The organism is Arthrobacter sp. NPDC058097, from assembly GCF_042884885.1.
Taxonomy (GTDB): Bacteria; Actinomycetota; Actinomycetes; order Actinomycetales; family Micrococcaceae; genus Arthrobacter.
Window position 1 is genome coordinate 199,909 of the sequence record NZ_JBHVSZ010000010.1, and the last position, 26,305, is coordinate 226,213.

General features: G+C 66.7%; 23 protein-coding genes. 11 read left to right on the top strand and 12 right to left on the bottom strand.

Annotated features, from left to right (window positions below; translation table 11 throughout):
• Positions 1-260: 260 nt before the first annotated feature.
• On the bottom strand, positions 261-1,133 hold the full coding sequence (locus ACFVTE_RS18025) for an SDR family oxidoreductase (protein ID WP_387102684.1): 873 nt from the start codon (positions 1,131-1,133) through the stop codon (positions 261-263).
• Positions 1,134-1,231: 98 nt separating this feature from the next.
• On the opposite strand from ACFVTE_RS18025, the gene ACFVTE_RS18030 reads away from it, so the two are divergent.
• A complete protein-coding gene (locus ACFVTE_RS18030; protein ID WP_387102685.1) occupies positions 1,232-1,612 on the top strand; it encodes a winged helix-turn-helix transcriptional regulator in 381 nt (126 codons plus the stop codon).
• 41 nt (positions 1,613-1,653) lie between these two features.
• On the opposite strand, the gene ACFVTE_RS18035 is transcribed toward ACFVTE_RS18030, so the two are convergent.
• The 4 genes from ACFVTE_RS18035 to ACFVTE_RS18050 form a co-directional block, all read right to left on the bottom strand.
• Positions 1,654-4,236: a family 78 glycoside hydrolase catalytic domain gene (locus tag ACFVTE_RS18035; protein WP_387102687.1), complete on the bottom strand. Its 2,583-nt coding sequence runs from the start codon at positions 4,234-4,236 to the stop codon at positions 1,654-1,656.
• Positions 4,237-4,308: 72 nt separating this feature from the next.
• Entirely contained in the window at positions 4,309-5,139 is an 831-nt protein-coding gene (locus tag ACFVTE_RS18040) for a carbohydrate ABC transporter permease (RefSeq protein ID WP_387102689.1), read from the bottom strand.
• Positions 5,136-6,065 (bottom strand): carbohydrate ABC transporter permease, encoded by a 930-nt coding sequence (locus ACFVTE_RS18045; RefSeq protein ID WP_387102691.1) that lies wholly within the window; start codon positions 6,063-6,065, stop codon positions 5,136-5,138. Before ACFVTE_RS18045 ends, ACFVTE_RS18040 begins: the two co-directional genes overlap by 4 nt.
• A 60-nt stretch (positions 6,066-6,125) precedes the next feature.
• Positions 6,126-7,445, bottom strand: a complete 1,320-nt coding sequence (locus tag ACFVTE_RS18050; RefSeq protein WP_387102692.1) for an ABC transporter substrate-binding protein — start codon at positions 7,443-7,445, stop codon at positions 6,126-6,128.
• Between the two features lie 206 nt (positions 7,446-7,651).
• Between ACFVTE_RS18050 and ACFVTE_RS18055 the strand changes: the two genes are divergently transcribed.
• Both ACFVTE_RS18055 and ACFVTE_RS18060 read left to right on the top strand, forming a co-directional pair.
• Positions 7,652-8,704 carry a LacI family DNA-binding transcriptional regulator gene (locus tag ACFVTE_RS18055; protein ID WP_387102694.1) on the top strand — a complete coding sequence of 351 codons (1,053 nt, stop codon included), beginning with the start codon at positions 7,652-7,654 and terminating at the stop codon, positions 8,702-8,704.
• The gene (locus ACFVTE_RS18060; protein WP_387102733.1) at positions 8,704-9,114 is read left to right on the top strand and encodes a MarR family winged helix-turn-helix transcriptional regulator; all 411 of its coding nucleotides are present in this window, start codon (positions 8,704-8,706) and stop codon (positions 9,112-9,114) included. Before ACFVTE_RS18055 ends, ACFVTE_RS18060 begins: the two co-directional genes overlap by 1 nt.
• 170 nt (positions 9,115-9,284) lie before the next feature.
• Here the strand turns inward: ACFVTE_RS18060 and ACFVTE_RS18065 are convergent, their stop codons facing one another.
• The 3 genes from ACFVTE_RS18065 to rraA all read right to left on the bottom strand — a co-directional run bounded on the left by ACFVTE_RS18065 (position 9,285) and on the right by rraA (position 13,326).
• Positions 9,285-10,721, bottom strand: coding sequence for a sugar porter family MFS transporter (locus ACFVTE_RS18065; RefSeq protein ID WP_387102695.1), 1,437 nt, complete (start codon positions 10,719-10,721; stop codon positions 9,285-9,287).
• Positions 10,722-11,049: 328 nt separating this feature from the next.
• Entirely contained in the window at positions 11,050-12,702 is a 1,653-nt protein-coding gene (locus tag ACFVTE_RS18070; protein ID WP_387102697.1) for an MDR family MFS transporter, read from the bottom strand.
• 135 nt (positions 12,703-12,837) lie between these two features.
• Positions 12,838-13,326, bottom strand: a complete 489-nt coding sequence (gene rraA / locus ACFVTE_RS18075; RefSeq protein WP_387102699.1) for a ribonuclease E activity regulator RraA — start codon at positions 13,324-13,326, stop codon at positions 12,838-12,840.
• A 157-nt stretch (positions 13,327-13,483) separates the two neighbouring features.
• On the opposite strand from rraA, the gene ACFVTE_RS18080 reads away from it, so the two are divergent.
• From ACFVTE_RS18080 to ACFVTE_RS18105, 6 genes are all read left to right on the top strand, one after another.
• The gene (locus tag ACFVTE_RS18080; protein WP_387102701.1) at positions 13,484-14,785 is read left to right on the top strand and encodes an MFS transporter; all 1,302 of its coding nucleotides are present in this window, start codon (positions 13,484-13,486) and stop codon (positions 14,783-14,785) included.
• Between the two features lie 202 nt (positions 14,786-14,987).
• A complete protein-coding gene (locus tag ACFVTE_RS18085) occupies positions 14,988-15,551 on the top strand; it encodes a TetR/AcrR family transcriptional regulator (RefSeq protein WP_387102703.1) in 564 nt (187 codons plus the stop codon).
• A gap of 288 nt (positions 15,552-15,839) precedes the next feature.
• Positions 15,840-17,045 (top strand): NADP-dependent malic enzyme, encoded by a 1,206-nt coding sequence (locus ACFVTE_RS18090; RefSeq protein WP_387102704.1) that lies wholly within the window; start codon positions 15,840-15,842, stop codon positions 17,043-17,045.
• Between the two features lie 90 nt (positions 17,046-17,135).
• Positions 17,136-17,639 (top strand): DUF456 domain-containing protein, encoded by a 504-nt coding sequence (locus tag ACFVTE_RS18095; RefSeq protein ID WP_387102706.1) that lies wholly within the window; start codon positions 17,136-17,138, stop codon positions 17,637-17,639.
• 26 nt (positions 17,640-17,665) lie between these two features.
• The gene (locus ACFVTE_RS18100; RefSeq protein WP_387102707.1) at positions 17,666-18,628 is read left to right on the top strand and encodes a tetratricopeptide repeat protein; all 963 of its coding nucleotides are present in this window, start codon (positions 17,666-17,668) and stop codon (positions 18,626-18,628) included.
• Positions 18,629-18,720: 92 nt separating this feature from the next.
• Positions 18,721-19,080: a nuclear transport factor 2 family protein gene (locus ACFVTE_RS18105; RefSeq protein WP_387102709.1), complete on the top strand. Its 360-nt coding sequence runs from the start codon at positions 18,721-18,723 to the stop codon at positions 19,078-19,080.
• A 26-nt stretch (positions 19,081-19,106) separates the two neighbouring features.
• On the opposite strand, the gene ACFVTE_RS18110 is transcribed toward ACFVTE_RS18105, so the two are convergent.
• Positions 19,107-19,751 (bottom strand): LysE family translocator, encoded by a 645-nt coding sequence (locus ACFVTE_RS18110; protein WP_387102711.1) that lies wholly within the window; start codon positions 19,749-19,751, stop codon positions 19,107-19,109.
• A gap of 104 nt (positions 19,752-19,855) precedes the next feature.
• Between ACFVTE_RS18110 and ACFVTE_RS18115 the strand changes: the two genes are divergently transcribed.
• Positions 19,856-20,311 carry an Lrp/AsnC family transcriptional regulator gene (locus ACFVTE_RS18115; RefSeq protein ID WP_387102712.1) on the top strand — a complete coding sequence of 152 codons (456 nt, stop codon included), beginning with the start codon at positions 19,856-19,858 and terminating at the stop codon, positions 20,309-20,311.
• 119 nt (positions 20,312-20,430) lie between these two features.
• Here the strand turns inward: ACFVTE_RS18115 and ACFVTE_RS18120 are convergent, their stop codons facing one another.
• Positions 20,431-23,145 (bottom strand): FG-GAP-like repeat-containing protein, encoded by a 2,715-nt coding sequence (locus tag ACFVTE_RS18120; RefSeq protein WP_387102714.1) that lies wholly within the window; start codon positions 23,143-23,145, stop codon positions 20,431-20,433.
• Positions 23,146-23,332: 187 nt separating this feature from the next.
• On the bottom strand, positions 23,333-23,791 hold the full coding sequence (locus ACFVTE_RS18125) for an Lrp/AsnC family transcriptional regulator (RefSeq protein ID WP_307105708.1): 459 nt from the start codon (positions 23,789-23,791) through the stop codon (positions 23,333-23,335).
• A gap of 372 nt (positions 23,792-24,163) precedes the next feature.
• Between ACFVTE_RS18125 and gluQRS the strand changes: the two genes are divergently transcribed.
• Positions 24,164-25,045, top strand: coding sequence for a tRNA glutamyl-Q(34) synthetase GluQRS (gene gluQRS / locus ACFVTE_RS18130; RefSeq protein WP_387102716.1), 882 nt, complete (start codon positions 24,164-24,166; stop codon positions 25,043-25,045).
• Between the two features lie 9 nt (positions 25,046-25,054).
• On the opposite strand, the gene ACFVTE_RS18135 is transcribed toward gluQRS, so the two are convergent.
• Positions 25,055-26,305 carry a low temperature requirement protein A gene (locus ACFVTE_RS18135; RefSeq protein WP_387102718.1) on the bottom strand — a complete coding sequence of 417 codons (1,251 nt, stop codon included), beginning with the start codon at positions 26,303-26,305 and terminating at the stop codon, positions 25,055-25,057.

Consider the following 26,305-nt stretch of genomic DNA (forward strand, 5'->3'; position numbering starts at 1 on the left):
CTTTTCCCACGACGCTTCCTCAGGTCCTGCGGCTTTTCCCACGACGCTTCCTCAGGTCCTGCGGCTTTTCCCACGACGCTTCCTCAGGTCCTGCGGCTTTCCCACGACGCGTCCTCACGTGGGATCGGGCCTGGCCAGGGATGCTGGCACCAAGTGAGGAGGGGTTGCCCCAAAACCTGCAGGAGGTGAGGAAGGGTTGCCCCAAAACCTGCAGGAAGTGAGGAAGGGTTGCCCCAAAGTGAGCGGGCGTTTGGCGCGGGTTAGCTCGTCTGCAGGCTCACGGCTGCGGCCTGGACCGCCTGGCGCAGCGGCGTGGTGGGACGGCCGAGCAGGGCACTGAGGTCTCCACTGGTGACCAGCAGGTCGCCGCGGGCGATGCCGAGGTCGCTGTCGGCCAGGACGGCTGCGTAGGGCTCCGGCAGTCCGGCCTCCACGAGGACCTGGGTGTACTTCTCCGCGGGCAGATCCGTGTACGTTACCGGCTTGCCGGACGCCGCACTGACTTCGCCGGCCAGCTCGCTGAGGGTGAAGGAGTCGTCACCGCCCAGCTCGTAGACCTTGCCGGCCTGGTCGTCCCGGAGCAGCACTGCCGCTGCCGCCGCGGCGTAGTCGGCCCGGGCTGCGGCGCTGACGCGGCCGTCGCCGGCGCTGCCGAACACGGCGCCATGCTGGACCTGGACGGGAAGCTGGCCGGTGTAGTTCTCCAGGTACCAGCCGTTGCGGAGCAGGACGAAGGGGACGCCGGAGTCCCGGAGGATTTCTTCGGTGGCCAGGTGCTCGGAGGCCAGCTGCATGGTGGTGGTGTCGGCGTTGGCGATGCTCGTGTAGCCGATCAGGCCGACGCCGGCGTCCTTGGCTGCGTTGATCGCGTTCCGGTGCTGCTCGACGCGCTGACCCACCTCGCTGCCTGAAACCAGCAGGACCTTGTCCGCTCCGGCAAACGCCTGCCGCAGCGATTCCGGCTGGCTGTAGTCGATGCTGCGGACCTGGACGCCGCGCTCGCCGAGGTCGGCGATCCTGTCCACGGTCCGGCCCGCGGCCACGATCTGGTCCGCGGGGAGGCCGCTTTCAAGCAGTGCTTCGACGACGAGGCGGCCGAGCTGGCCTGTGGCTCCGGTGATGACGATGGTCATGGTTTGGTCCTTTCTGAGGTGACTGTCAGTGGTGCCAACCCCGCTCCTTCTGGAATGCTTCCCAAAAGAGAGTACGCACTTTCAGGTAAGGTACTGTCATGAAAGTAAGTACCCCCGCGCAGGTCCCCGCTTTCCCCTTCACCGACGGGATCTTCCCTGCGGGCTGCCCCAGCCGGACCGTACTGGACCACGTCACCAGTAAATGGGGCGTGCTGATCCTCGTCGCCCTGTCCGAGGGTCCCCAGCGCTGGAGCGAACTCCGCCGCCGCGCCGAAGGCATCAGCGAGAAGATGCTCGCCCAGACACTGAAGACCCTCGAGGGTGACGGGTTCGTCCGCCGCGACGCGCAGCCGATCATTCCTCCCCGGGTGGACTACAGCCTGACCGGCAGCGGGGAAGAGCTGGCCGCCCTGCTGCTGCCCCTGGTCGCGTGGGTGGCCGAGCACGCCGAGGCGATCGTGAACCGCCCGGCGAGCTAGGTGTATTGACAACGGACTAGGCAGCCGTCCTGCTCCGCAGCCTAACCGGTATGTGCCACGGTGTATTCGAAGGTCCCGGACCCAATGTCGTGCGGATTCTGGCCCGGCAGCTCGACGCGTGCCGTGGCGCCGGTGGGAACTTCGACCACAACGCTGTAGCCGCCGTCGTTGCTTTGCCACTCAATCGACGCCCTGCCATAGGGTGTCTCGTGGCTTGCGGCCGCAGAGGTCAGCCCTCCGCCGGGCTGGGGCCGGAACAGGATTCGGCGGTAGCCCGGCTCCAGTGGCGCGAGGCCCGCCACGGTGCGGTGCATCCAGTCAGCCACCGCCCCCAGTGCGTAGTGGTTGAATGACGTCATCTCCCCGGGATTGACCGTGCCGTCCGGGAGCATGGAATCCCACCGTTCCCAGATGGTGGTGCCGCCCTGGCTTACCGCATACAGCCACGACGGGCATTCCTTTTCCAGCAGCAGGTCATAGGCGGCGTCCAGGCCTCCGGTGATGGTGAGCGCGTCGGTGATCACAGGAGTGCCGGCAAACCCGGTGGCAATGCGGTTGCCTGCCGCCCGGACCAGAGCGGCCAGCCGCTGCCCGGCCGCCTGCTGCAGCTCGTCGTCGGGAAAGAGGCCGAAAACGATGCCCAGTGCGTACGCGGTCTGGGCGTCACTGGCCATCCGGCCGTCGGAACCGATGTACTCGCGGGCGAAGGCCTCGGTCACGGCGTGCGAAAGCTCGAGGTAGTGCAGCTCGTCGTCGGCCCTGCCCAGGACACCGGCCGCCTTGGCAAGGTGCAGCGCAGACCACGCGAAATAAGCCGTGGCCACGATCTGCGGATCCGTCATGGCCTGGGTGGGATCCTCCGGCGGGGCGCTCGGATCCAGCCAGTCGCCAAGCTGGAAGCTGGTGTTCCACAAGTGCTTGTCCCCGGCCAGGCCGTCCAGGAGATCCACCCAGGCCTTGGCGCTCGGGTACTGGTCGGCGAGGATTTTCGGGTCGTTGAACCGCTCGTACAGGCTCCAGGGCGTGAGGACGGCGACATCGCCCCACACCGCACCCGGCCGGACCGGAGTCCAGTAGTCGCCGCCCGGAATCACTGGGACGTACCAGGGGACGGTGCCGTCTGGGAGCTGCTCCGCCGCCACGTCCTTCAGCCAGGAGGACAGCATGCCGGAGCAGTCATAGAGGAATGCGGCGGTGGGTGTGAAGACCTGGATGTCTCCGGTCCATCCCAGCCGTTCGTCCCGCTGCGGGCAGTCGGTGGGGATGTCCACGAAGTTGCCCTTCATGCTCCACAGCACGTTTTCATGCAGCCGGTTCAGTTCCGGGTTGGAGCTCTCAAACCAGCCGGTCCGCTCCATATCCGTGTGATAAACCCTGGCCACAATGTTCGCGCCCGGGTCGCCACCGGTCCAGCCGCTGACCTCGGCGTAGCGGAAGCCGTGCAGGGTGAAGCGCGGCTCCCAGGTCTCCTCCGCTCCGCCCGCCAGCGTGTAGCGGTCCGTGGCGTCTGCGCGGCGCAGCGGACGGGTGTAGATCTCGCCGTCCTGGAGGACCTCGGCGTGCCGCAGCGTCACTGTCGCCCCGGCCTCGCCGCGCACGGTGATCCGGAGCCGGCCCACGAGGTTCTGACCGAAGTCCAGCACCAGCTTCCCCGACGGCGATTCGGTGACACTGAGCGGCCGGATTTCGCCGGTGCACCGCACTGGCGGCCCTTCCGGGGCCACGAGGGTCGCGGGATCGCGGGGAACGACGACGGCGGGTTGCCAGTGCGAGTCGTCGAAGCCCGGGCGGCTCCACCCTTCCGGCAGCTCACGGGCGTCGTAGGCTTCGCCCTCATAGAGCCCGGTGAACCGGATGGGACCAAAGGATGCCTTCCACTCGCTGTCCGTGCCCAGCACGGTGGTGGAGCCGTCGTCGTGCGTCACATGGAGCTGGGCCAGGACGGCGACCTTGTTGCCGTACAGGTTGCGGTTGCCGCCGTTGAAGCCGATCCGGCCGCGGTACCAGCCGTCGGCGAGCCAGGCGCCGAGGGCGTTGTCGCCCTGCCGGAGGTGGTCCGTCACATCGTAGGTGTAGTAGCGCAGCCGCTGCCCGTAGACCGTCCAGCCCGGCGAGAACGCATCGGTGCCAACGCGCTCGCCGTTGATCTCCATTTCGTACAGCCCGTGGGCCGTGGCGTAGAGACGGGCGGAGACCACGGGGCGGTGCAGCTCGAAGGACCTGCGCAGCAGGGGCGGCCGCCGGTCTGAATCCGGGTCTTCCGGCCAGGCCGGGGAAACCGGGCGGGCAATCCAGTCTGTGGCGGAGAGCAGTCCGGGCTCGACGGCGGAGGCCGGGCTCCAGTCGCTCGGCCCGCCGTCGTCCTCGCCCCAGACCCGTACGCTCACCTCGGCGCGCTCGCCGGACCCCAGCGGAGCGGCCGGCCAGGGGAGCAGCACAGATTCCGCAGAAGCGAGCCGTTCGCTCATCCAGCTGCCCTCGGTTGTGGTGACCGCGAGCTGGTACGCGGCCTGGGTCCAGCCGGGTGCCGCGCTCGTTTTCCACGAAACGCGCGGGGTGCCCGTGCCGATCCCGAGGGCTGTTGGAAGGTGTTCGAAGGTCACCGGGCGGACGGTGGTGGACATGCGCATGCTCTCCTTTGATGGGCGAATGCAGGTGGTTGTGTGGATTGCCGGGGGTTGCCGGCGGGCGGCCGGTCAGCCCTTGACGGCTCCGGCGGTCATGCCGGCGACGATCTGGCGGTTGAAGAACAGGTACATCACGAAGGGCGGGATGGTGATGAGGAGGATGTTCATGAACAGCAGGTTGTAGCTGGTGGTGAACTGGCTCTGGAAGTTGAAGAGGGTCAGCTGCACGGTGGCATTGGCGTCTCCCGGCAGGAAGTACAGCGGGTTCTGGAAGTCGTTGAAGATGTGGACGGACTGGACCACGATCACCGTGACGATGACCGACCGCAGCAGCGGGAAGATGACCCGGAAGAACAGCCGGACCGGGCCGCAGCCATCGATCACGGCAGCCTCGTCCAGTTCCTTCGGGATGCTGGCGATGAAGGCGCGGAAGAGCATGACGCAGAAGGACAGCCCGAACGCGACTTCAATCAGGATCAGGCCGGGGAGAGTCTTGAACAGGCCCATGCTCTGCAGGACCCAGATGGTGGGGACGACGGCCGGCGGGATGATCAGGCCGGAGAGGATCAGAAAGTTGGCCACCCCGTTCCAACGGCTGCGGCGCCGCTGCAGGACCCACGCCACCATGGCGGCGAGGATCACCAGGATGGTGACGCTGGCGACCGTGAGGATCGTGCTGTTGATGAATGCCGTCACGAGCATGAACTTCCGCGCGGACAGAACGTCCTGGAAGTTTTCGATGAAGTTGAACGTGGTGGGCCAGGAGAAGTCGAGCTGGGCTGCCTCGCGCCGGTCCTTCATTGCGGTCAGAGCCATGAACAGCAGCGGGACGATGAAGAGGACAACGGTGACGGCGATGGCCAGGACGCCCAGGCCGTAGCGCTTGATGGCGGTGGTCACTGTTCGACCTCCTTGCGGTTCAGGAAGATGGAGAGTGGCAGGACAATGGCGGTGACAATCAGGAACAGGACGACGTTTCCTGCGGTGGACAGGCCGTAGAACCCGGCCTGGTACTGCTTGTAGATGACCGAGGCGATGACGTCCGACGTGAAGCCCGGCCCGCCCTTGGTCATGGCCCAGATCAGGTCGAAGGAGCGCAGGCCGCCGATGAGCGACAGGATGATGACAGTCGTCGTCGCCGGGCGCGCCAGCGGCAGCGTGATGTTCCAGAAGCTCTTGAAGGAACTGGCGCCATCCACCTTTGCTGCCTCGAAGTACTCCTGCGGGATGGAGACGATGCCGGCGATATAGATGACGGTGGCCAATCCGACCCCTTTCCATACGTCCACCAGCGCCACGGAGAGCAGCGCCCATGCCGGGTCGGTGAGCCAGGCCGGACCGTCGATCCCGACGGCGGCCAGCGCCTCGTTGATCATGCCCTTGGACGGAGCCATCAGCACGGTGAACACGATGCCCACACCGATGCTGCTCAGCAGCACGGGGAAGAAGATGACGGACCGCAGGTAGCCGCGGGCAATGATCTGGGAGGTCAGCAGCACGCCCAGCAGCATGCCCAGGACCACCTTCAGCACGGAGGTCACGGCGCCGTAGATGAACGTGTTGGTCAGGCCCTTGATGAGTGCCGGTTCCTGGAAAAACTGCACGAAGTTGTCCACGCCGATGAAGGTGAAGTCTGTGAGGCTCCAGCGCGTGAAGCTGAAGAAGAAGGAAGCAAAGGTGGGAATGAGGAACAGGGCGGCATAGACGACGGCGGCAGGCAGGTAGAACCAGTAGGGGTAGGGTGATTTCCCCTTGCGGCGCTTCCTGGTGGCTGCGTCCTGGCGCGGCCGGATGGCCGGAACGGTGGGTGCTGTGCTGGTTGTCATGGGAATCTTCCTATGTGCCGTCCGGGCCTCGCGGCCCGGACGGCGGAGTAGGGGCCGGTGTTAATTCCAGCCGGGCAGGTTCAGCTGCTTGGCCTGCTTCTTGACGTCCTCGTCATAGAGGGCGGCCCCGTCCTTGGCGGAGCGGATGCCGGAGCCCACCTCAACGGTGATCTGCTCGAGGGCCGGGCCCTTGACCGGCGAGAGGAACTCCAGGGCCGGGCTGTTCTTCGCCTCGTCCTCGAAGTAGGGGAGCATGTCTTTGACTGCCGTCGGTACGTCCGCCGGCAGGTCGCAGTCCTTCACCAGGTACGGGCCGTTGGCTCCGACGGCCTTGGTCTGCGAGTCGCACCCCGCCTTGCTGGCGATGAAGGCCTGAAGCTTCTTGGCCTCGTCAAGGTTCTTCGTGGATTTGGGAATGTACACCCCGCCCGGAAGCCAGACAGTAAGGGCATTCTTCGCAGCATCATCTCCCGGAAGCGGAAAGAGGCCGATGTCGTTGAGGTTGTCCGGGAAGGTCACCTTGATCTCCGGCAGGGCGAAGCTCAGGATCGGGTACTGTGCGCCCTCACCGGTGGCCAGCTTCTCCAACCCCTGCGCGTAGGTGGCGGAGGCAAAGTCTTCGTTGAAGAGCCCGGCCTTTGCGGCCTCCTCCTGATGTTCGAAGCCCTTGAGGGCTGCGGCGTCTGTGGCGTACTTGGCCTTGTTGGCGCTGTAGTCTGCGGCGAAATTGGGATTGGCGGAAGCCACGTTGGCGAAGTCACCCAGGACGAACAGCTGGGAGGTCCAGGTGGTCTGGTAGGTCTGAATGACGGGAGCGATGCCGGCGTCCTTGATCTTGCGGCTGTTCGCCATGAACTCGGCCCAGGTCTTGGGCACCGAGAGGCCGAGCTTCTCGTAGACCTTCTTGTTGTAGAGGACGGCGCCGGCGTTGCCTGTACCGACCGGGACGCCGTAGACATCCTTGCCGGCCGTCACAACAGGCTTGAAGGAGTCCGAGACGTTGGCCATGTACGCCTCGTTGGTCACGGGGACCAGGTTCTGTTCCGGGCTGATCTGGTGGAAAAGGGAACCCGAATTGTAGGAAAAAACGTCAGCCATGTCCCCGGTGGACAGTCGCGTCTTGACGATGTTGTCGCCTTCACCGCCCTGGGGCCGGGTTTCGATTTCGACCTTGATTCCGGGATTCGCGGCGTTGAAGTCATTGGCGATCCGCTCTGCGTAGGCAACGGTGTTCTCGGTGTTGTCCACGAGCCACGTAATGGTTTTAGACTCGCCGCTGCCTCCGCTGGAGCTTCCGCCGGCGCAACCCGTCAGTGCCACGGAAAGTGCTGTGACGCCTACGGCGAGGGAGACCCAGGGCCGCCTGCTCGATGTGGTCATCTTTACCTCCTCGTAAAGCCCCTCCAAACCCGCGTGGAACGTTTCAATGAATGCTCATCCGTTAGCGGAGGCGGGAAGGGGTAGTTTTGTGTAGATCGGTCTACGTTCACACAACTGTAAGGCATGTCACAGGAGGCTGCAAGGGATTTCTGTAGATCAGTCTACAATTTCCCTAAAGAGGCCTTGAGGCTACCGGAAGGGGAGCGATGGCCGAGCAGGTCAGGCGGGCGACCATCAGTGACGTGGCCCAGCACGCCGGTGTTTCCCGGGCTGCGGTCTCGAAGGTGCTCCGCGGCGCGTATGGAGTCAGCGGCACAATGAAGGCGCGCGTCGAGGAGTCCATGGCCACCTTGGGCTACCGGCCCTCGGCGCTGGCCCGCGGCATGCGCGGCAGCAGCTTCACCCTGGGCGTCTTTGTCGTCGACCTGCAGAACACCTTCATGTCGGTGCTCATCGAGGGGATCCGGGCAGAGGCTGAGGCCAGCGGATATCAGGTGTTCATCGGCGAAGCCAGCCGGGGACTCAGTCAGCAGCGGCGGATGATCGAGGCCATGCTGGATCGAAAAATGGATGGGCTCGTGCTGATCGCACCCTTCGGTACCGCGGGGGATCTTGAGGAAATAGGCCGCACTACGCCAACTGTCGTACTGGGCCGCCATGGACCGAGCGGGTCCTATGACACCGTGGCCAGCGACGACGCGGCGGGAAGTGCGCTGATCGTGGACCATCTCGCGGCGCTCGGCCACCGCCGCATCGCGCACTTGAAGCATGTCGGCCGGGAGAGCAATGAGGACGGCATGCCCCAGGTGGTGCGCGCGCAGGGTTACATTGACGCGATGGTGCGCAACGGGCTGGAAGGCGAGATCGATGTGATCGAGGGCCGGTGGCATCAGGCTGGCGGCCAGCATGCCGCGGAGCTGATGCTGCAGCGGGCCCACCCGCCGACGGCTGTCCATGCCGGCACCGACATGGCGGCCCTCGGCGTCCTTACGGGACTCCATGAGGCGGGTGTCAGCGTGCCCGGGGACTTCTCTGTCGTGGGCTACGACAACGTTTTCGCTGCCTCCCTGCCCCAGGTTGCACTCACCAGCGTCGACCAGTCCGGCGTCGGGATGGGATCCATGGCGGCGAGGCTGCTGGTGGAGCGCATCCAGGGTCGGCAGGAACCGGTTTCGACCGTCGTGGCGCCGAGCCTCGTCGTCCGCAGGACCACAGGCCCGCCCCGGCCGGCGGAAGCTGAAGCGGCGCAGCTGAACTAATCATCCCGGGGGAGGTCCCACGGTACCTGGTCCGCCGCCTCGATGTGAGCCGCCTCGATGTGAACGGTGAACTCAGCGCCGCCCAGCTGAGCACGCTCAAGATGCTGCTCGACGACGGCGTCCGGGTGGGCGAGATCACCAGGAACCTGGGCGTACGGGTGCCCAGCGCCATGGAGCAGATCATCAAGCTCGAGCGGGCAGGACTGGTCCGCCGGGAAGCGGACCCTGACGACTCGCGCGCGGTCCGCGTTGTGCTGACCGCCCAAGGCCGCGACACCGTCGAATCCGCCAACCAGCGTCGGAACGCCGTGATGGCGGGCATTCTCGAACACCTCACCGATGACGACCGGCGTGCCCTGGCGGCCGCCCTTCCGGTCATCGAAAAGATCAACACCACCCTCCAAGACTGACAAGCACCTCAAAACTGACCGCACGTGGTCTGAGAACCGCACGTGGTCTGACGTACTCAAGGCCGGGCCACGCAAGGCCGGGTACTTAACAAAAGACGCCCAGGTTCCCGGACACACTCCGCAGGGAACATGGGCGTCTTCCGTTTCATGCCGGAGGAGCCAAGAGCCGGTCAGACCTTGACGGACCCCTTCGGAACAAACAGGGTCTCAGCCTGTTCCAGCGACATGCCGTTCGTCTCCGGCACCTTGTACATGACGAAGAAGAACGAGGCTGCCGCGAAGAGTGCGTACATGGCGTACGTCAGCGGCAGCGAGCCTGCGGCCATCACGGGGAAGCTCAGCGTGATGGCAAAGTTGGCGATCCACTGGGCAGCGGCGGCCAGGCCCAGGGCGCGGGCGCGGATCCGGGCCGGGAAGATCTCGCCCAGCAGCACCCATACCAGCGGTCCCCAGGACGCGCCGAAGCTGATCACGAACACGTTCGCGGCCACCAGGGCAACAGGGCCCCAGGCGCCGGGCAGTGTGATGTCGGAGCCGGTGCCCGTGGCCGAGGCGAAGGCCAGGGCCATGGCGCCGAGCGAAACGGCCATGCCGATGGAACCGGCCAGCAGGATGGGACGGCGGCCGATCCTGTCCACGAGGGCGATGGCCACGAGCGTGACCAGGATGTTGGTGACGGACGTGGCCACCGAGATGGTCAGCGAGTCCTTCTCCTGGAAGCCCACCGCCTTCCAGAGCGTGGTGGAGTAGTAGAAGATCACGTTGATGCCGACGAACTGCTGCAGCACGGAGAGGGTGATGCCGATCCAGACCACCGCCTGCAGGCCGAATGCCTTGCCGCGGAGGGAGCCCTTCCGGCCGGCGAGCTGGTCCTCCTCGATCGCCTCGCGGATTTCGCGCAGGTGCCGGTCGGTGTCCTCATCCGGGGCGATGGAGTCGAAGACCTTCCGGGCCAGGTCCTCCTTGCCCTGGACCACCAGGAAGCGCGGGGACTCGGGCAGCGTGAACGCGATGACGCCGTAGAGCACGGCCGGAACGGCGGCGGCCAGGAACATCCAGCGCCAGGCCTCGATGCCCAGCCAGAAGGCCTGGTGCGCACCGCCGGCGGACGTGGCGAACAGGGCGTCGGACAGCAGGGCGGCGAAGATGCCCGTGGTGATGGCCAGCTGCTGCAGCGACGCGAGCCTTCCGCGGACGTGGCGGGGCGAGATCTCGGAGATGTACGCCGGTGCGATCACCGAGGCCAGGCCGATGCCGAGGCCGCCCACCAGGCGCCAGAAGATGAGGTCCCAGACGCTGAAGCAGAAGCCGGTGCCGATGGCGCTGATGAGGAACAGCAGTGACCCCAGCTTCATCGCGGGGATGCGGCCGTAGCGGTCCGCCACCTTGCCGGCGAGGTACGCGCCGGCAGCGCAGCCCAGCAGCGCCACGGCCACGGCGAAGCCGGTCACGGCCTCACTCAGGGCGAATTCGTCCTTCAGGGCATCCACGGCGCCGTTGACCACGGAGGAGTCGAAGCCGAACAGGAAGCCGCCCACGGCGCCGGCAAGCGCCAGCCAGATCACCCGTCTGGGGATCTTGGCGGTTGTCTGCTTGTCGATGGACATGGTTCTCCCTTGGTTCGGGGGTGGGTGGATGCGGTGCAAACGTCGTCGGCTGCGGAAACCGGCCCTGTCGGCCGGCGCACACGCGCCTAACAGTGTGCCATGTCACCGCCTGCTGATCCACTTCAGGACGGAGGACGACGACGGCGGGCGGTCCCGCCGTCGTCGTCCGTTTGGTGCCGCTTACGGCGGCAGAGTTGGCCGGACGCCACGTCACGCGCCGGAGCCTATTGGTCCTCCGAGGACGCAGAAGCCCCGGGATTCCGGGGAAACGAAACGGCAGGCACCCCGAAAGGGTGCCTGCCGTGACGCAGATGCGGGTAAGCAGTGCCTAGTGGGCCGCGGCGGGCTCCTTCATGGCTGCCTTGGGATCGGTCAGCTTCTTCTTCGGCAGCGCGAAGCTGATGAGGAAGGCGATGCCGGTGAGGACGGCGGCGGTGAGCATGACGGCATCGATCGACTGGGCGAAGCCCTCGGTGATGGGCCGGGTGAGCACCGGGTTCGCGGAGTGCAGCCAGCTGGTGTCGTTGAGGGAGTCGTTACTGGCCCCGTTCTTGAAGAAGTCGTAGAGCTTGGCGTTGGCGGGGTCGGCGGCGACGGCAGGGTCCTGGAGGACCTTCACGTAGTCGGCGTTCTGCATGGCGTCCTTCATGCCGTTGGCGATCTTGTCCGCAGCCAGGCTGAACAGCATGGAGATGAAGACGGCCGTGCCCACCGCGCCGCCCATGGAGCGGAAGAATGCTGCGGTGGAGGTGCCCACGCCCATGTCCTTCGAGGGCACGGAGACCTGCATCGCGAGGGTGAGCGGCTGCATGCAGAAGCCCAGGCCCAGGCCGAAGAAGACTGCGATCACGCCGGGGACCCAGAGCTCGGTGTCGGCGCCAAGGGACAGCCCCATAACGATGGCGGCGGCGGTCAGGATGGCGGTGCCCAGGATCGGGAAGATCCGGAAGGTGCCCGAGGACGAGATGGTGCGTCCGGCGGTGATGGATCCGGTCAGGATGCCGATGGTGAAGGTGATCATCATCAGGCCGGCTTCGGTGGGGGTGAGGCCCTTGACCAGCTGCAGGTACATGGGCAGCATGGCGATGGCGCCGAACATGCCGATGCCGATGATGAAGTTCAGCAGCGAGGACAGCCCGAAGGTGACGTTGCGGAAGAGGCGCAGCGGGATGAGCGCGTAGTCGCCGGCGCGGCGTTCGGCCAGCAGGAACGCGATGATGCCGAGGACGCCCAGACCGTAGCAGATGAAGGAGTTGGCCGAGCTCCAGCCCCAGCTGCGGCCCTGCTCGGCGACGAGCAGCAGCGGCACGATGGCCAGGGTGATGGCTGCCGCGCCCCAGTAGTCGATCCGCTGCTTGACGTGCTTGGCGGGCAGGTGCAGGTAGAAGAACACCACGGCCAGCGCGGCCAGGCCGATGGGCAGGTTGATGAAGAAGACCCAGCGCCAGCCGTCGAAGCCCAGGATGCTTTCGGAGCCGGCGAAAGCGCCGCCCACCACAGGACCGAGGACCGAGGAGATGCCGAACACGGACATGAAGTAGCCCTGGAACTTGGCCCGGTCCTTGAGGGGGACGATGTCGCCGATGATGGTCAGCGCCAGTGCCAGCAGGCCGCCGGCGCCCATGCCCTGGATGCCACGGGCGATGGCCAGTTCGGTCATCGAGTGCACCGAACCCGCGTACGCCGAGCCGGCCAGGAAGATGACGATCGCCGCGAGGTAGAGCGGACGGCGGCCGAAGATGTCGCTGAGCTTGCCGTACAGCGGGGTGGTGACCGTGGACGTGATGAGGTACGCGGTGGTGGCCCAGGCCTGCAGGGACAGCCCGTCGAGATCGTTGGCGATGGTGTAGATGGACGTGGACACGATGGTCTGGTCCAGCGAGGACAGGAACATGCCGAGCATCAGCCCCACCATGACGGTGATGGTCTGCCGCTGCGTCAGGGCCTCTCCGGGCGCGGGTCCTGCGGTGGTTTTGGACATGGCTGCTCCAGGGTCAAGAGAAAGGGGGATCGCATCTGATAGTTGCTTTCAGTAACTATGTTACTTGCTGCTTTGTTCCCCGGAGCATCGGAAAATTATCCGCGGGCCGCTTGGCGTGCCCCAGCGCTCGATTTTTCAGCGCTCGATGAGGATTCCGTCCGGATCGCACCAGATCGTGGCGCCCGTGCGGATGGTCACCCCGTCGATCAGCAGGTCCACGTCAGTCTCTCCCGCCCCGGCTTTGGCGCTCTTGCGCGGGTTGCTGCCGAGGGCCTTGACGCCGAGCGGCAGTTCGGCGATGGCCTCGCGGTCCCGGATGGCGCCGTTGATGACGACGCCGGCCCAGCCGTTTGCCACGGCGCTCGCCGCGATCAGGTCCCCCATCAGGGCGGTCCGCAATGAGCCGGCGCCGTCGACGACCAATACGGCGCCGTTCCCGGGTGTGGCGAGGACGGACTTGACCAGGGCGTTATCCTCGAGGCAGCGAATGGTCCGGACGGGGCCGCTGAAATGCGTGTGGCCGCCCAAGGACTGAAACTGCAGGGAGACGGACGCCAGTTCCTCGCCGCGCTCATCGTAGAGGTCGGCGGTGTTGACGGCGGCATTGGCAGGCGAAGCGGTCATTGGTTCTCCTAGGGCAGTCTTGGCCTCGGTCTAAAGCAACGCGGGGTCACTTAGCGCCCAATGTCATGCCCGGATTGGGCTGTAAGTGACCCCGCGTTGCTGTTGGCACCCACGATAGTCTGATTCCATCATCACGAAGTTCCAGGGGGAGACCGATATGAGCCTGTCCGACACACCCGGTGCGGTACCCGACCCCGGCTTGGTGGGCACCCGGCAGTCCGCCGCGCTCACTGAACCGACCGCGCGGGTCCGGTCCCTCTGGATCACGGGCGTGGTGCTGGTCAACCTTGGCATCAATGCAGCATTCTTCGGGCCCATCCAGGTGCTCCTCGCACAACAGGCGGAACATTTCGATCCCGGGCAGAAGGAAGCCATCCTGGCGCTCGTTACCGGTGCCGGTGCCGCGGTGTCGCTGGTTGCCAATCCGCTCTTCGGCGCCTTCAGCGACCGAACGGCGTCCCGGTTCGGCCGGCGTGCGCCGTGGGTGCTGGCCGGCGCAGTCCTCGGCGCGGCTGCGCTGGTAGGGCTGGCGGGTGCGCCGAACGTCGCAGCGATGACGCTGCTCTGGTGCCTGGTGCAGGCCGGCTGTAACGGCGCCTACGCCGCGATCACCGCAGCCGTCCCCGACCGGGTTCCCGTCCCGCAGCGCGCCACCGTTGGCGGCCTGGCGGCGATGGGTCAGACGGCCGGGATCCTGGTCGGCGCGGTGATTGCCGCCGTCGTCAGCGGAAACTTCATGCTGGGGTACATCGTCTGCGCGGCGGCCCTTGTGGCTGGCGTCGTGATGTACCTCGTCAAGAGTGACGACGACCCCCTCCCCGCGAGGGCTGCCCGGCCGATGAACTGGGGCCGCTTCCTGGTCGGCTTCATCAGGCCGCTGGGGCACCCTGACTTCGCCTGGGCCTGGATCACCCGGCTGCTGGTCAATATCGGCAACCACATGGTCACCCTGTACCTGATCTTCTTCCTGGCCGACGCAGTGCACCTGAAGGAGACCACGGGCCTCGAACCTGCCTTCGGCGTGCTGGTGCTGACCGGCTTATACGCAGTATTCGTGATCATCACCAGCGTGGTTGGCGGCAGGCTCAGTGACAGAATGGGCAAGCGCAAGCCGCTGGTGATCGCATCATCCGTGATCATTGCACTGGCATCGCTGATCCTGGCCTTCGCCCCCACATGGGCGGGCGGCATCGTGGGCGCGAGCGTTCTCGGAATCGGGTTCGGGGCCTACCTCGCCGTGGACTTCGCGCTCATCACCCAGGTGCTCCCGAACGCCGCCGACAGGGGCAAGGACCTGGGTGTCATCAACATCGCCAATTCCCTGCCGCAGGTCATCGCCCCCGCGCTGGCGTGGCCGTTTGTCACCCTCTGGGGCGGCTACGTGTCGCTCTACGTGGCCGCCGCCGTCATCGGGCTGCTGGGCGCCGTCTTCGTGGTGAAGATCAAGGGCGTCGACTAGCTGCTGCCCGGGGCTGGTCAGCACCCGTCACGCTCTGACGCACCCCGCCGGAGGCGCGTCCGGCTCCCAGAGAACGCGCAGACCAGTGCCGTATAGTTGAGTGCGAATCGCGGCAGGACCGGGAATGGGGCTCTTCCTGACTGCACCAGGAATCTCAACCTCCGGACTGATGATGCTTGACTCTATGCCTGATCTTCCGCCCATGGCCGCCCCACCTACCCTTCCCCGGCAGCAGCGCCGCTACAACCGGATTCTCGAGGTTGCTGCCGGCTTCGCCCGCAAGGGCCTCAAGTCCGTGACGCTCTCCGAGGTTGCCGCCCAGGCCAACGTCCCCCTCGGCACCCTGTACCGTTACTTTCCCTCGGCCACCCACCTGATGCTTGCCCTCTACCGGCACCAGCTCGGCGAGCTCAAAACGGGGACCGGACCGGGCGCCGTCCGGATCCACGCGCTTTCCGGTGTGGCGATGGAAATCTTTCACATGCGCGTCATGCAGCCCGCCGTGGAACAGTGCCTCAGCCAGGGGGTCTACCTGAAGGACCGGGACACCACCGGCCTGCTGCGGGAGATCGACTCCCTCGCGGAACGAGCCGTCACCTCGGTCTGCGGGGACGCGGCCGTGGCAAGGGTGGTGCTGCTGACGGTCACCGGTCTAGTCCAGTCAGTGCGCTGCCGCAGACTGTCGCTGTTCGAGGCGGAGGAGGATCTCAAGAAGGCCTGCACGCTGCTGATGCCGGCACCACGTCTGGCGCGGAATACGGCGTAACCGGTCTAGACCGGCAGGTCATAAAAGCCACCGAAACCGGTGAAATAAGCCACAAATCAGGTTTAAAGGCGCCCAATTCGGCTCAAACGCCCTGAAATGGCACCGAGTGGGCCTTTGTCCTGTCTAACATGGCACTACCGGAGTGGCCAGTACCCCGCACCTCCCCAGGCTTTCCGGCGGAACCCACACCCTTGGGCCGCCAGCAAAGCGCGTACCTGACCATCTTGAGCCCCGATGCTCGAGCCATACTGTGCCGTGCGCCCACGGCTAGCCACAGGAGACAACGACGTGTCCACTGAAACCATCGCTCCGAACGACACCAGCGCAGCCACCGAGCTGACTGACCAGGAAATTTTCGCTGCCCACGAGGGCGGCAAGCTGTCCATCGCCAGCACCGTTCCCCTCAGCAACAAGCGCGACCTCTCCATCGCCTACACGCCCGGCGTTGCCCAGGTCAGCCGCGCCATCCATGCTGACCCGGAGCTCGCCAAGAGCCACACCTGGGCTCAGCGCCTCGTGGCCGTCGTCAGCGACGGCACGGCCGTCCTCGGTCTCGGAAACATTGGCGCCAGCGCCTCGCTGCCCGTCATGGAGGGCAAGTCCGCCCTCTTCAAGGCCTTCGGCGAGCTGGACTCCATTCCGCTGGTCCTCAACACCACCGACGTGGACGAGATCGTTGAGACTCTCGTCCGGCTGCGCCCCAGCTTCGGCGCCGTCAACCTCGAGGACATCGCCGCCCCGCGCTGCTTCGAGCTGGAAGAAAAGCTCATCGAGGCCCTGGACTGCCCCGTCATGCACGACGACCAGCACGGCACCGCCGTCGTGGTCCTCGCAGCGCTGACCGGTGCCGCCAAGGTCACCGGCCGCGGGCTCGAGGAACTCCGAGTGGTGATCTCCGGTGCCGGCGCCGCAGGCATCGCCATCGCGGAAATCCTCCTCACCGCGGGCATCGAGGACGTGGTGCTGCTGGATTCGCGCGGCGTCATCAACTCCGAGCGTGCCGACATCGCCGCCGACCCCGCCAGCAAGAAGGCCCAGATGGCACAGCGCAGCAACCCGCGCGGCATCTCCGGCGGCCCCGGCGAAGCCCTGCTGGGCGCGGACGTCTTCGTCGGCGTGTCCTCCTCCAAGCTGGACGAGGAGCACCTGAAGCTGATGAACCACAGCTCCATCGTGTTCGCGCTGTCCAACCCGGACCCCGAAGTCCTGCCCGAGGTCGCGTCCAAGTACGCCGCCGTGGTGGCCACCGGCCGCAGCGACTTCCCCAACCAGATCAACAACGTCCTGGCGTTCCCCGGCATCTTCCGCGGCGCCCTGGACGCCGGTGCGCGCCGCATCACCCCTGCGATGAAGGTGGCCGCGGCCCGTGCCATTGCCGAACTGGCCGACGACAAGCTGTCCGCGTCCTACATCGTGCCCAGCCCGCTGGACCCGCGCGTTGCGCCGGCCGTCACGGCCGCGGTTGCCGCGGCCGTGGAAGCGGAAGCCAACTAGGGCTAACTAGAGCCCGACGGCGGTACCCCCCGTGCTGGGGAGGCGCCGCCGTCGTCGTTCCCGGCAAAGTCCGGACCCTAGACTGGGGACATGAACGCCCAAACCCTCGTGACCGTCCTCTGCGGCCTGGCCATCCTGGTTGGCGTTGCCGGCACCATCATCCCCGTCCTGCCAGGCAGCTTCCTGATCGGCCTGAGCCTGCTGGCGTGGGCCATTTGGGGCGGGGAAGGCGTGACCGGCTGGGTGGTTTTTGCTGTGGGCATGGTGTTTGTGCTGGCAGGCATGGCGGCCAGCGCCGTCCTGGCCGGCCGCAAACTGAAGGAGCACCGGATCCCGAACCGGAGCGTCGCCCTCGGGGTGGTGCTGGGCATTGCCGGCATGTTCGTCATCCCCGTGGTGGGCCTGTTCGTGGGCTTTGCCGCCGGGCTGCTGCTCAGCGAGGTCCAGCGAACACGCAATTTCCGGGCAGCGCTGAGCTCCAGCTGGGCGGCCCTGAAGGCCACCGGGCTGGGAATGCTCGCGGAGTTCGGCCTGGCCTGCCTCGCCGCCAGCACCTGGGTGGTGGGCGTGTGGGTGGGCGCCGCTTCGGCTTAATTCCGGGCCGCCATTAGCATGGAGGAATGAGCGCGGGGGAGTTTTCAGGACCGATCTACCGCGACACGCGTGACCTCACGCCCTTCGGCTGCGGCGTGGTCCGCACCCCGGTACGTGAAATAGCACAGGGCATGGGCGGGCTCATCCACGGAATGCTCGGCGGCGGCGACTCCCGGCTCAGCGTGGACGGCAGCGTCCCGCGGCTCAAGCTGCTGCCCGGCAAAGCGGCCAGGACCGTGTATGACGCCATTTTCTCCAACACCGACCCGAACGCGCTCATCGCCGCCGGCCGCGCGTATCCCGGTTGGGCCGGGCTGTGCTGCGTGATGGCCGGGCTCCTCGCCTACAAGCAGGGCGGTTACCTGCGGGCCGCGGAACTCCTGCAGCGCGGGCTTTCCATCAGGAACGACGACGAGGCGAACCAGTTCGCCGCCAGTTACCTGACACGGGTGGTCACCCGGGTGGAGGTGGCCGAACGCATCGTGGTGCCGGTGCTGTTCAGCGAGGAGTCGGTTTTCCTTGCGCTGTCGCATTCCCTCCGGGAAACGGGGCAGACCGAGGCGGCTTTTGAAACGCTGGTCAGGCTGCCGCCGTCGGTGCCTACCGCGCTGGCGAGATGCGCGCTCGCCGCCGCCCTGGGCCGGGACCAGGAGGTGGTGGTCTGGACGGAAGGCCTGCTGAACGCCGACGACCTCTCCGCGGCGCTGCTCCTGATCCGCGCCCGCTCCCTCCGCCGGCTCGGTGCCCACAGCCAGGCCCAGCAGGCACTCAAGGAAGTCCTGCGGCGGCAGAAGACCAGCATGTCCCTGCGCAACGACGCCCTGACCGACCGCGCCCTGATTCTGCTGGACAACGGGCGGAAGTCCCTCAACCCGCGGGACTGGCAGCGCGGCAAGCAGGCGGAGCTCGAAACCTTTGAGGTCATCCGTAAGGACATCGAGGCGCGCCGCGCGTGGGAACAGAAATGGAAGCAGTTCGGCGGCGACTGAGGCAGTTGCTGTCTGCCGGGCCTTTGCGGGCGGGCTGCTCCTGATTAGTAGATACTCTTGTGGGCCATGAAGCGCCGCGCTACAACGGACCCATGACTGACGCAATCAGGCAGTGGATGGACAGGTACATCGCGGCGTGGACCAGCAATGACCCCGAGGACATCGCGGCGCTCTTCACCGAGGAGGCCGTGTACGCCACGCGGCCCTACGACCCCGACCCGTGGCGCGGCCGGGCACAGATCGTGGAGCGCTGGATCGGCTCGGCGGACCAGCCCGGGGACTGGAGGTTCGAGTGGTCGCTGCTGGGGTCCGACGGCGACCTCGCGTTCGTGCAGGGCCGCACCACGTACCTCGATGACCGCCCGAGCTACGAGAACCTGTGGGTGGTCCGGCTCGATTCCGACGGGCGGGCGTCCAGCTTCACCGAGTGGTTCATGGAGCAAAAGGTCTGAGCCTGGCTCACCCGGCGTTTGGATACCTAGGCGAATCTGCTGAGGGCCGGAAGGAGCTGCTCCGAGAGCAGTGCGGCGCCCAGGAGCACCATGATGATGCCGCTGGTCAGCGTGACCCTGCGGGCTGCGTTCGGCCGGGACTGCAGCAGTTTCCGCGACAGCAGGGCCACGCAGGTGTACACGAGGGCCGCGAGCAGCACGAAGGTCAGGCCCAGCAGGCCCGACTGCACCGGCACGGGCAGCGGCGCGTCGGCGCTGACGAACTGCGGCACGAGGGCCAGGAAGAACAGCAGCCCCTTGGGGTTGATGCCGCTGGTCCCCATGCCCTGGAGGAAGGACCGGAGCTGGTTCTGCCCCTGATTTCCGGCGGCGGCTGCCGTGAAGCTGGCACCGCGCCATGACCGGATGGTGACGGTTCCCAGCCACAGCAGGTAGACGGCGCCGGCCACCGTGATCCAGCCCAGCAGGCCCGGCATGCTTGCCAGCACGGCGGCGAGCCCGGCCACCATGAGGACGGTGTGCAGGACGTAACCGCTGCACAGCCCGGCGACGGCGGGCACGAAGCTGCGGCGGCCGAGGCCTGCGGTGATGGAGTAGGCCCAGTCCACTCCCGGGGTGCAGGCGAGGGCGGCTGCAACCACGATGAAGGCGAGGAAAAGCTGGGGATTCATGGCGGGCTCCTGCGTGTCTGGCGGTAAGAAAAGCCTAGGCAAAATGGCGCCAGATGTGCTCTCCGATTTCGCGCGGATCGCGGCTGCGGGAGTAAGATTTTTGCGTGATCGACCATATCGATAGAAGTATTTTGCGCCACCTCAAGGAGGACGGCAGAATGACTGCCACGGCGCTGGCCGCCAAGGTGGGCCTGACCGTGGCGCCGTGCCACCGCCGGCTCCGCGACCTTGAGCAGTCGGGGGTGATCCGCGGCTACAAAGCGGACATCGACCCGGCCGCCGTCGGGCTCGGTTTTGAGGCGATCGTCTTCGTGACCCTGCGGCAGGTGGACCGCCCCACCATGGAGATCTTCGAGAACCGGGTGGCGGAGAACCCGAACATCGTGGAGGCGCAGCGGCTGTTCGGTTCCCCGGATTACCTGCTCAAGGTGATTGCGCAAGACTTGCCCTCGTACCAGCGCTTCTACGACAGCGAGCTGACGGTTCTTCCGGGCGTTGAGCGGCTGACCTCAACCCTGGTGATGAAGAACCTGAAGTCGAACGCAGGCCCGCCGGTCTGACCAACTGGCCGCCCGCCGTCGTACGCCCAGAACAAAAGGCGCGAACGGACACTTAAGGCCCCCGATCCGGGTGGATCAGGGGCCTCAAGTGTCCGCTCGCGCTGGACTGTCTCCCGTGCTCAGCGGGGGTTCAGCACGACGTTCTGGAAGGCGCCGTTCCCGGTGCCGGTGTGGAGCCAGAGCGCTCCGTCAGCCGACACGGAAACGACGTTCGGATTGCCTGTTCCGGCGAAGCGCCCGACGCTGGCCATGGTGGTGTAGGCGTTCCAGCCGGTGCCGAGCTGCGTGCGCGCGAGGAAGCCGGAGGCGCCGCTGCCGGGGTAGAGCCAGAGTGTGCCATCCGACGCGCGGGCCATCAGATCAGCCTTTCCGTCGCCGTTGAAGTCATTGCCCGCAACGACCTGGGTGAACCCTGCCCAGCCGGAACCAACCTGCTTCCGGGCGAGGAAGGCGCCCGCGCCGTTGCCGGGGTAAAGCCACAGCTTGCCGTCCGGCTCCTGTGCGAGAATGTCCGTCTTTCCGTCGCCGGAGAAATCGCCGGGAGCGATGATTCGGGCGAACGCCTGCCAGCCGGAACCGATCTTCTTCGGTGCCTGGAAGACGCCCGTCCCGTTGGTGGGGTAGATCCAGAGCGAGCCGTCGGGCTTGCGGGCCAGGAGGTCGGGGCCGCCGGCGCCGTTGAAGTTTCCGGCGGATACCACTTGGTCGAAGACCTGCCAACCGGAGCCGATCTGCCGGGAGGTGCGGAATCCCCCCGAACCGTTGCCGGAGTAGAGGCGCAGGACGCCCTGGGCCGTGCGGGCCAGGATGTCGGGCTTGCGGTCGCCGTCGTAATCGCCGGCTTCCCAGACCTGGCTGAACCCGGCCCAGCCGATGCCGATCTTCAGCTTGGTGGCAAAACCGCCGACGCCGTTGCCCGCGTACGCGGTTATAGCACCCGTCGTGCTGGCCGACAGGACGTCCGTGAGCCCGTCCGAGGTGAAGTCCTGGCCGGCGATCAGGTCCGTGCTGGCCCAACCGGTAGCCAGCGTGCGGCGCGCCAGGAAGCCCCCGGTCCCGCTGCCCGGGTACAGGTAGACGGTGCCGGTGCTGGAACGGGCGAGCAGGCCGGGGCCCGTGGCGAGCCCTCCCGCTGCGGTGACGGCGGTGAAGCCCTGCCAGCCGGAGCCGACCTGTTTGGCTGCCAGGAACCCGCCGGTTCCGTTGCCGGGGTACAGCCACAGTGTTCCGTCGGCGCGCATGGCCAGCAGGTCGGCCCGCTTGTCGCCGTTGAAGTCACCGGGCGCGATGATGCGCTTGAAGCCCTCCCAGCCGGAACCGATCTGCTTGCGGGCCTGGAAGCCGCCGGTGCCGCTGCCCGGGTACAGCCACAGCGCTCCGTTGGACGTCCGGGCAATGAGGTCCGTCTTCCCGTCCCCGTTGAAGTCGCCGTTGCCGAAGACCATGTTGAAGCCGTTCCAGCCCGTTCCGATCTTCACGGCGGTTCCGAGCTTGTTTCCGCCGAGGCCGGGGAGCAGCAGGAGTGAGCCGTCCGCTTCGCGGGAGATCATGTCCGCCTTGCCGTCCCCGTTGAAGTCGCCGGCCGAGAACTGGATCTTGGTGCGTAGGGCGAGGTCGGCGTCGATGGTGACGGTGGCCGAGGTGGCGGTGACGGCATTGACCGAGACCCGGGTTCCCGCATGCGTGATGAACGTGCTGCCGGCCTGCCAGGTGTGGTTGGTGGCGTAGTACCCGCTGAACGGAACGGTGGACGGCATCAGCACCAGCGAGGACGAGGGGGTGGCGCCGCCCCGCTGGACCACCTTCACGCCCCGGTTGCCGGCGGGACCGCTGGCCAGGTAGGCGTCGTAGCCGGCGGGCTGGCGGAGCTCCAGGTAGTAGGCCTCCTTGCTGACCGGATCGGTGAACTTCACCGCGCGGTAGGCCAGCTTGGTGTCACCCCAGGGCTTCAACGTGTAGCTCTTCACACCGGATGCCACACCGAGGTCGCGGATGTCGGTGGCTGCGCCCAGGCCCTTGGAATCCCAGAACGGCGAGCTGATCACCGGCATGTTGTAGCTGGACAGGCCCATGATGTCGGTGCTGTCGCCGTACTCGCGGATGTAGCAGGAAGAGTCGCTGAACTGCCCGGTGCCCGTGGTGCCCACGTCCGAAATGCCGCTGCTGCACTGCAGGGCGTCGGCGTGCATGGATCCGAGGACGTGGCCAAATTCGTGGGCGATCACGCTGTTGGTGAAGCCGCTGATCTGCGGCATCAGGACGCGCCCGCTGTTGCCGGTGCTGCTGAAGCCGGCGCCGAGGGCCCCGCCGGAGAGCGTGGCGCTGGGGACGAAGATCACCAGGCCTTTGTTGGCGCCGTAGGTCCACTTCAGCTCGGTGGTGATCTTGTTGATCATGTCGTAGTAGGAGTCCGTCGACCTCGCCGTCTTGGACGCCAGCGTGGCGCGTTCGGTCACGGTCATGGAGATCCGGCCGCCGGACATCGCCTTCCAGTAGTTGCTGGAGGCCGTCACGGCCGCTTCGGCCTGGGCCATGGGAACCACGGCCTTGTTGTCCAGCAGGGTGGCGACAACGACCTTGACGCTGAGCGCAGCTGCGGCCGTTCCACCCGCCTCGGTCTGTAGGGCAAGCCCGGCAGGGGGCCCGTCCGCCGGCACGCCCGGCGCCGACTCGTATTCGTGATGCACCCGTTCGTCACCGGAGTCGACGGGCAGTGACGTGCCGCTGCCGGCAGGGTCTGTGGCTGCCATCGCGGTGGCGGGAAGGGAGACGAGGCCCGCGGCGAAAACCAGCAGGCCCGTGACGGACGCGATTGAACGGGAAAAAGAGCGCATTGAGTTCCTTATTGAGACCGACCCCCCGGCGGAGACCCTGAGTGAACACTGCACCCGCTGCGTAGCCCAGCGCCGCGGCAGATGCTGAATCAGGTTACAGTCGCCACCGCAGGACAGCCGCCGGAATATCCGCAGTTTTCCCCAATGATTTGCGCAATATCGGAGCGCCGCTCCGGGAGCACCGGAATCAGTGCTCTAGAAGGCCCGTTGTGCGGTAGGGAATCACTTCGCGCAGGAACATGCTGGTGGACGTCCGCACGATTCCAGGGCACAGCCGGATCTCTTCGGAAACCCGGTACAGGTCATCAGGACTCGTGGCCACCACCCGGATCAGCAGGTCCGTGTCGCCGGCCGGGGCATGGCATTCCAGCACCTCGGGGATCTCGCGCAGCGCGGCGATGGCCTCGTTGAGGTGGCTCTGGTCCAGTTCGGCGCTGACAGCGGCGGCAACGCCGCGGCCCAGCGCCGCCGGGAGCACGCGGCTGCTGTTGGGCCGGAGAGCGCCCGACGCCGTCATCCGCTCCAGGCGTGACTGGACAGTTCCGCGCGCCAGGCCCAGCCGTTGGGCCAGGACCATGATGGGCAGCCGTGGATCTTCGTCCAGGGCGGCAAGGATCCGCCGGTCCGTGGCGTCAAGCTGCTGCAATCTGATCACTCCCTGTCGTATTTCCGGGTGCAGGACCGGTCAGATTGATCAGCCGCTGCCATGCCCGTTGCGCCTACTGTAGGTCTACTGCTCAGATAGTGGCAACGCAGGCGACGGTTACCCCCACCGCCGGCTGGCTACAGGCTCCCGGCACACCACCCGGCCTCCTGGACCACGCTTCCCGCAAGGAGGCAGCCGCTGATTGACACTTGTTCACGCATTCGTCTTTCTGCAGGAAGTGCCTCGATTTCCCTGGCGGAGTTCCGTCCGGGGCAGGCACGGCAAGAGCCCCTGAGCCACCGATTCCCGGCCAACGCCCGGAGTGCGCGGTAGCTGAGGGGCTCTTGTGCTGTTCGGCATAGGGTGGAGGGCATGACTTCTGCTGGCCGCTTCGCCCCCAGCCCGTCCGGGGAGCTGCATGTGGGAAACCTTCGGACGGCGATCCTGGCCTGGCTCTTTGCCCGTTCCACCGGGCGGCGGTTCCTGCTGCGCGTCGAGGACCTCGACCGGGCGCGGGCCGGTGCTGAAGCCGCGCAGCTGCACGACCTTGCCGCCGTCGGCCTGACCTGGGACGGCGCGGTGGTGCGCCAGACGGACCGCGAACCCCTGTACACCGCTGCCATCGGACAGCTGGCCGCGGCCGGGCTGACGTATGAATGCTTCTGCACCCGCCGGGAGATCCAGGAAGCGCCATCCGCGCCGCACGCGCCCCAGGGCGCGTACCCCGGAACGTGCAGGGGGCTGTCGGCGGCGGAGCTTGAGTTCAAGCGGTCCACCCGGCCTGCGGCGGTCCGGCTGCGCTCTTCCGTGGCCGAATGGACGGTGCAGGATGTGCTGCACGGGACGTTCACCGGAGTGGTGGACGACTTCGTTCTGCGCCGGAACGACGGCGTGACCGCCTACAACCTGGCCGTCGTCGTGGATGATGCCGAGCAGGGCATAGACCAGGTGGTCCGCGGTGATGATCTCCTGCCGTCCACGCCCCGGCAGGCATATCTGGCGTCCCTGTTGAATATGCCCGTTCCGGAATATGCGCACGTCCCGCTGGTGGTCAACGCCGACGGCGCCCGGCTCGCCAAGCGCGACGGTGCGGTCACCCTGGGTGACCTGGCCGCCGTCGGACTTTCCGCGGACGCCGTGCAGAGGACGATCCTGGAGTCGCTGGGTCTTCCCGCGGCTTCCCTGGAAGCCGCCCTTGCGGCCTTTTCGCCCGGCCGCCTGCCGCGTGAACCGTGGGTGTGGCCCGGGGCGTAACTGCCCGTGTCAGGCCCTCGTGGCTCGCTGCTCCAGCCTCCCCAGCGCCGAGTGGAGCAGGTCCGTACTCCGCCGTTCATCGATGACGATCGAGGTCCCGAGTGCACCCACGATGATGAGCAGGCAGACGGGAACAGAGGCGCCCGCCGCCGCCAGGGCCACGGCTCCTGCGAGCACAACCACCACCCCGGTGGTGACGGCAATGAGCGTCCGGTCCACGCACGTCATGACGCTGAAGAGTGCCGTGAGCGAAACCTTGAAGATCGCAACGGGAACGGCGATGCTGGCGACGGCGACGGCGGCGCTGATGTGCGCGGCATGGTCGATGTAGTACGCGGCGACATGCAGGCCCGCGCCGGTGGCGGCGATCGCGGCGAAGACGGGGATGTGGCCGTAGCCGAAGAAGTAGGAGCGGTGCCGCTGCAGGTGCAGGGCGCGGCCGGCGGGCAGGATGAAGTAGATCCACCACATCCCGAAGGCCAGCGCCGTGCCGCCGAAACCCACGAGGGCGGCATCGACCGACCAGCCGTGGTTGGCCACGATCGCCCGTAGCGTCTCGACGGCGCCGATCAGGCATTCGCCGAGAGCAATGATGGCCAGCAGGCCGTAGCGTTCGGCGATGTGGTGGGCGTGCCAGGGGGTGGCGGCGTTCCGCTCGGCCACATACGGGGCGGCCAGTTCCAGGACATACAGCGGTGCAATCATCAGGAACGTGGTGGGCACGTCCGCCTGGATGAGCAGCACGGCGATCCACCCCAGCTGGACCACGGCCAGGTATCCCGCGTACCGCAGGCACGTCTTCCGCCGGGCAGGGTCCTGCCGGGCGGCCCGCAGCCACTGGGAGACCAGGGCCAGTCGCATGATGATGTAGCCGCCCACGATGACGGTGTTGTCCACGTGCTTCCCCTCCACGAGGGAGTGGAACATGGGCTCGATCCCCATCGCCAGGATCAGGACGCCCACCAGCTGGACCATGGTCACCACGCGGAACACCCAGTCGTCGGTGTCGTAGGCGCTGGCGAACCAGGTGAAGTTGATCCAGGCCCAGATCACGGCAAACATCGCGAACGAAAAACCGAGCAGCCCTGCGCCGAAGTGTGCCTCCGCGATCTCGTGGGCGAACTGGCTGCCGGCCACGCCGAAGGCGATCACGAAGGTCAGGTCGAAGAAGAGCTCCAGAGGGGTGGCCGTCCGGTGCGGCTGGTGCGGATCACGGCCGCCCATGCGCGCCACGGCGTGCCGGAGGGGATTTGAGGGCAT

Coding starts and splice junctions, on each gene's coding strand:
- ACFVTE_RS18025 (WP_387102684.1), bottom strand. CDS start 1,133: ATGACCATCGTCATCACCGGAGCCACAGGCCAGCTCGGCCGCCTCGTC.
- ACFVTE_RS18030 (WP_387102685.1), top strand. CDS start 1,232: ATGAAAGTAAGTACCCCCGCGCAGGTCCCCGCTTTCCCCTTCACCGAC.
- ACFVTE_RS18035 (WP_387102687.1), bottom strand. CDS start 4,236: ATGTCCACCACCGTCCGCCCGGTGACCTTCGAACACCTTCCAACAGCC.
- ACFVTE_RS18045 (WP_387102691.1), bottom strand. CDS start 6,065: ATGACAACCAGCACAGCACCCACCGTTCCGGCCATCCGGCCGCGCCAG.
- ACFVTE_RS18050 (WP_387102692.1), bottom strand. CDS start 7,445: ATGACCACATCGAGCAGGCGGCCCTGGGTCTCCCTCGCCGTAGGCGTC.
- ACFVTE_RS18055 (WP_387102694.1), top strand. CDS start 7,652: ATGGCCGAGCAGGTCAGGCGGGCGACCATCAGTGACGTGGCCCAGCAC.
- ACFVTE_RS18065 (WP_387102695.1), bottom strand. CDS start 10,721: ATGTCCATCGACAAGCAGACAACCGCCAAGATCCCCAGACGGGTGATC.
- ACFVTE_RS18070 (WP_387102697.1), bottom strand. CDS start 12,702: ATGTCCAAAACCACCGCAGGACCCGCGCCCGGAGAGGCCCTGACGCAG.
- rraA (WP_387102699.1), bottom strand. CDS start 13,326: ATGACCGCTTCGCCTGCCAATGCCGCCGTCAACACCGCCGACCTCTAC.
- ACFVTE_RS18080 (WP_387102701.1), top strand. CDS start 13,484: ATGAGCCTGTCCGACACACCCGGTGCGGTACCCGACCCCGGCTTGGTG.
- ACFVTE_RS18085 (WP_387102703.1), top strand. CDS start 14,988: ATGGCCGCCCCACCTACCCTTCCCCGGCAGCAGCGCCGCTACAACCGG.
- ACFVTE_RS18095 (WP_387102706.1), top strand. CDS start 17,136: ATGAACGCCCAAACCCTCGTGACCGTCCTCTGCGGCCTGGCCATCCTG.
- ACFVTE_RS18100 (WP_387102707.1), top strand. CDS start 17,666: ATGAGCGCGGGGGAGTTTTCAGGACCGATCTACCGCGACACGCGTGAC.
- ACFVTE_RS18105 (WP_387102709.1), top strand. CDS start 18,721: ATGACTGACGCAATCAGGCAGTGGATGGACAGGTACATCGCGGCGTGG.
- ACFVTE_RS18110 (WP_387102711.1), bottom strand. CDS start 19,751: ATGAATCCCCAGCTTTTCCTCGCCTTCATCGTGGTTGCAGCCGCCCTC.
- ACFVTE_RS18120 (WP_387102714.1), bottom strand. CDS start 23,145: ATGCGCTCTTTTTCCCGTTCAATCGCGTCCGTCACGGGCCTGCTGGTT.
- gluQRS (WP_387102716.1), top strand. CDS start 24,164: ATGACTTCTGCTGGCCGCTTCGCCCCCAGCCCGTCCGGGGAGCTGCAT.
- ACFVTE_RS18135 (WP_387102718.1), bottom strand. CDS start 26,305: ATGCCCTCAAATCCCCTCCGGCACGCCGTGGCGCGCATGGGCGGCCGT.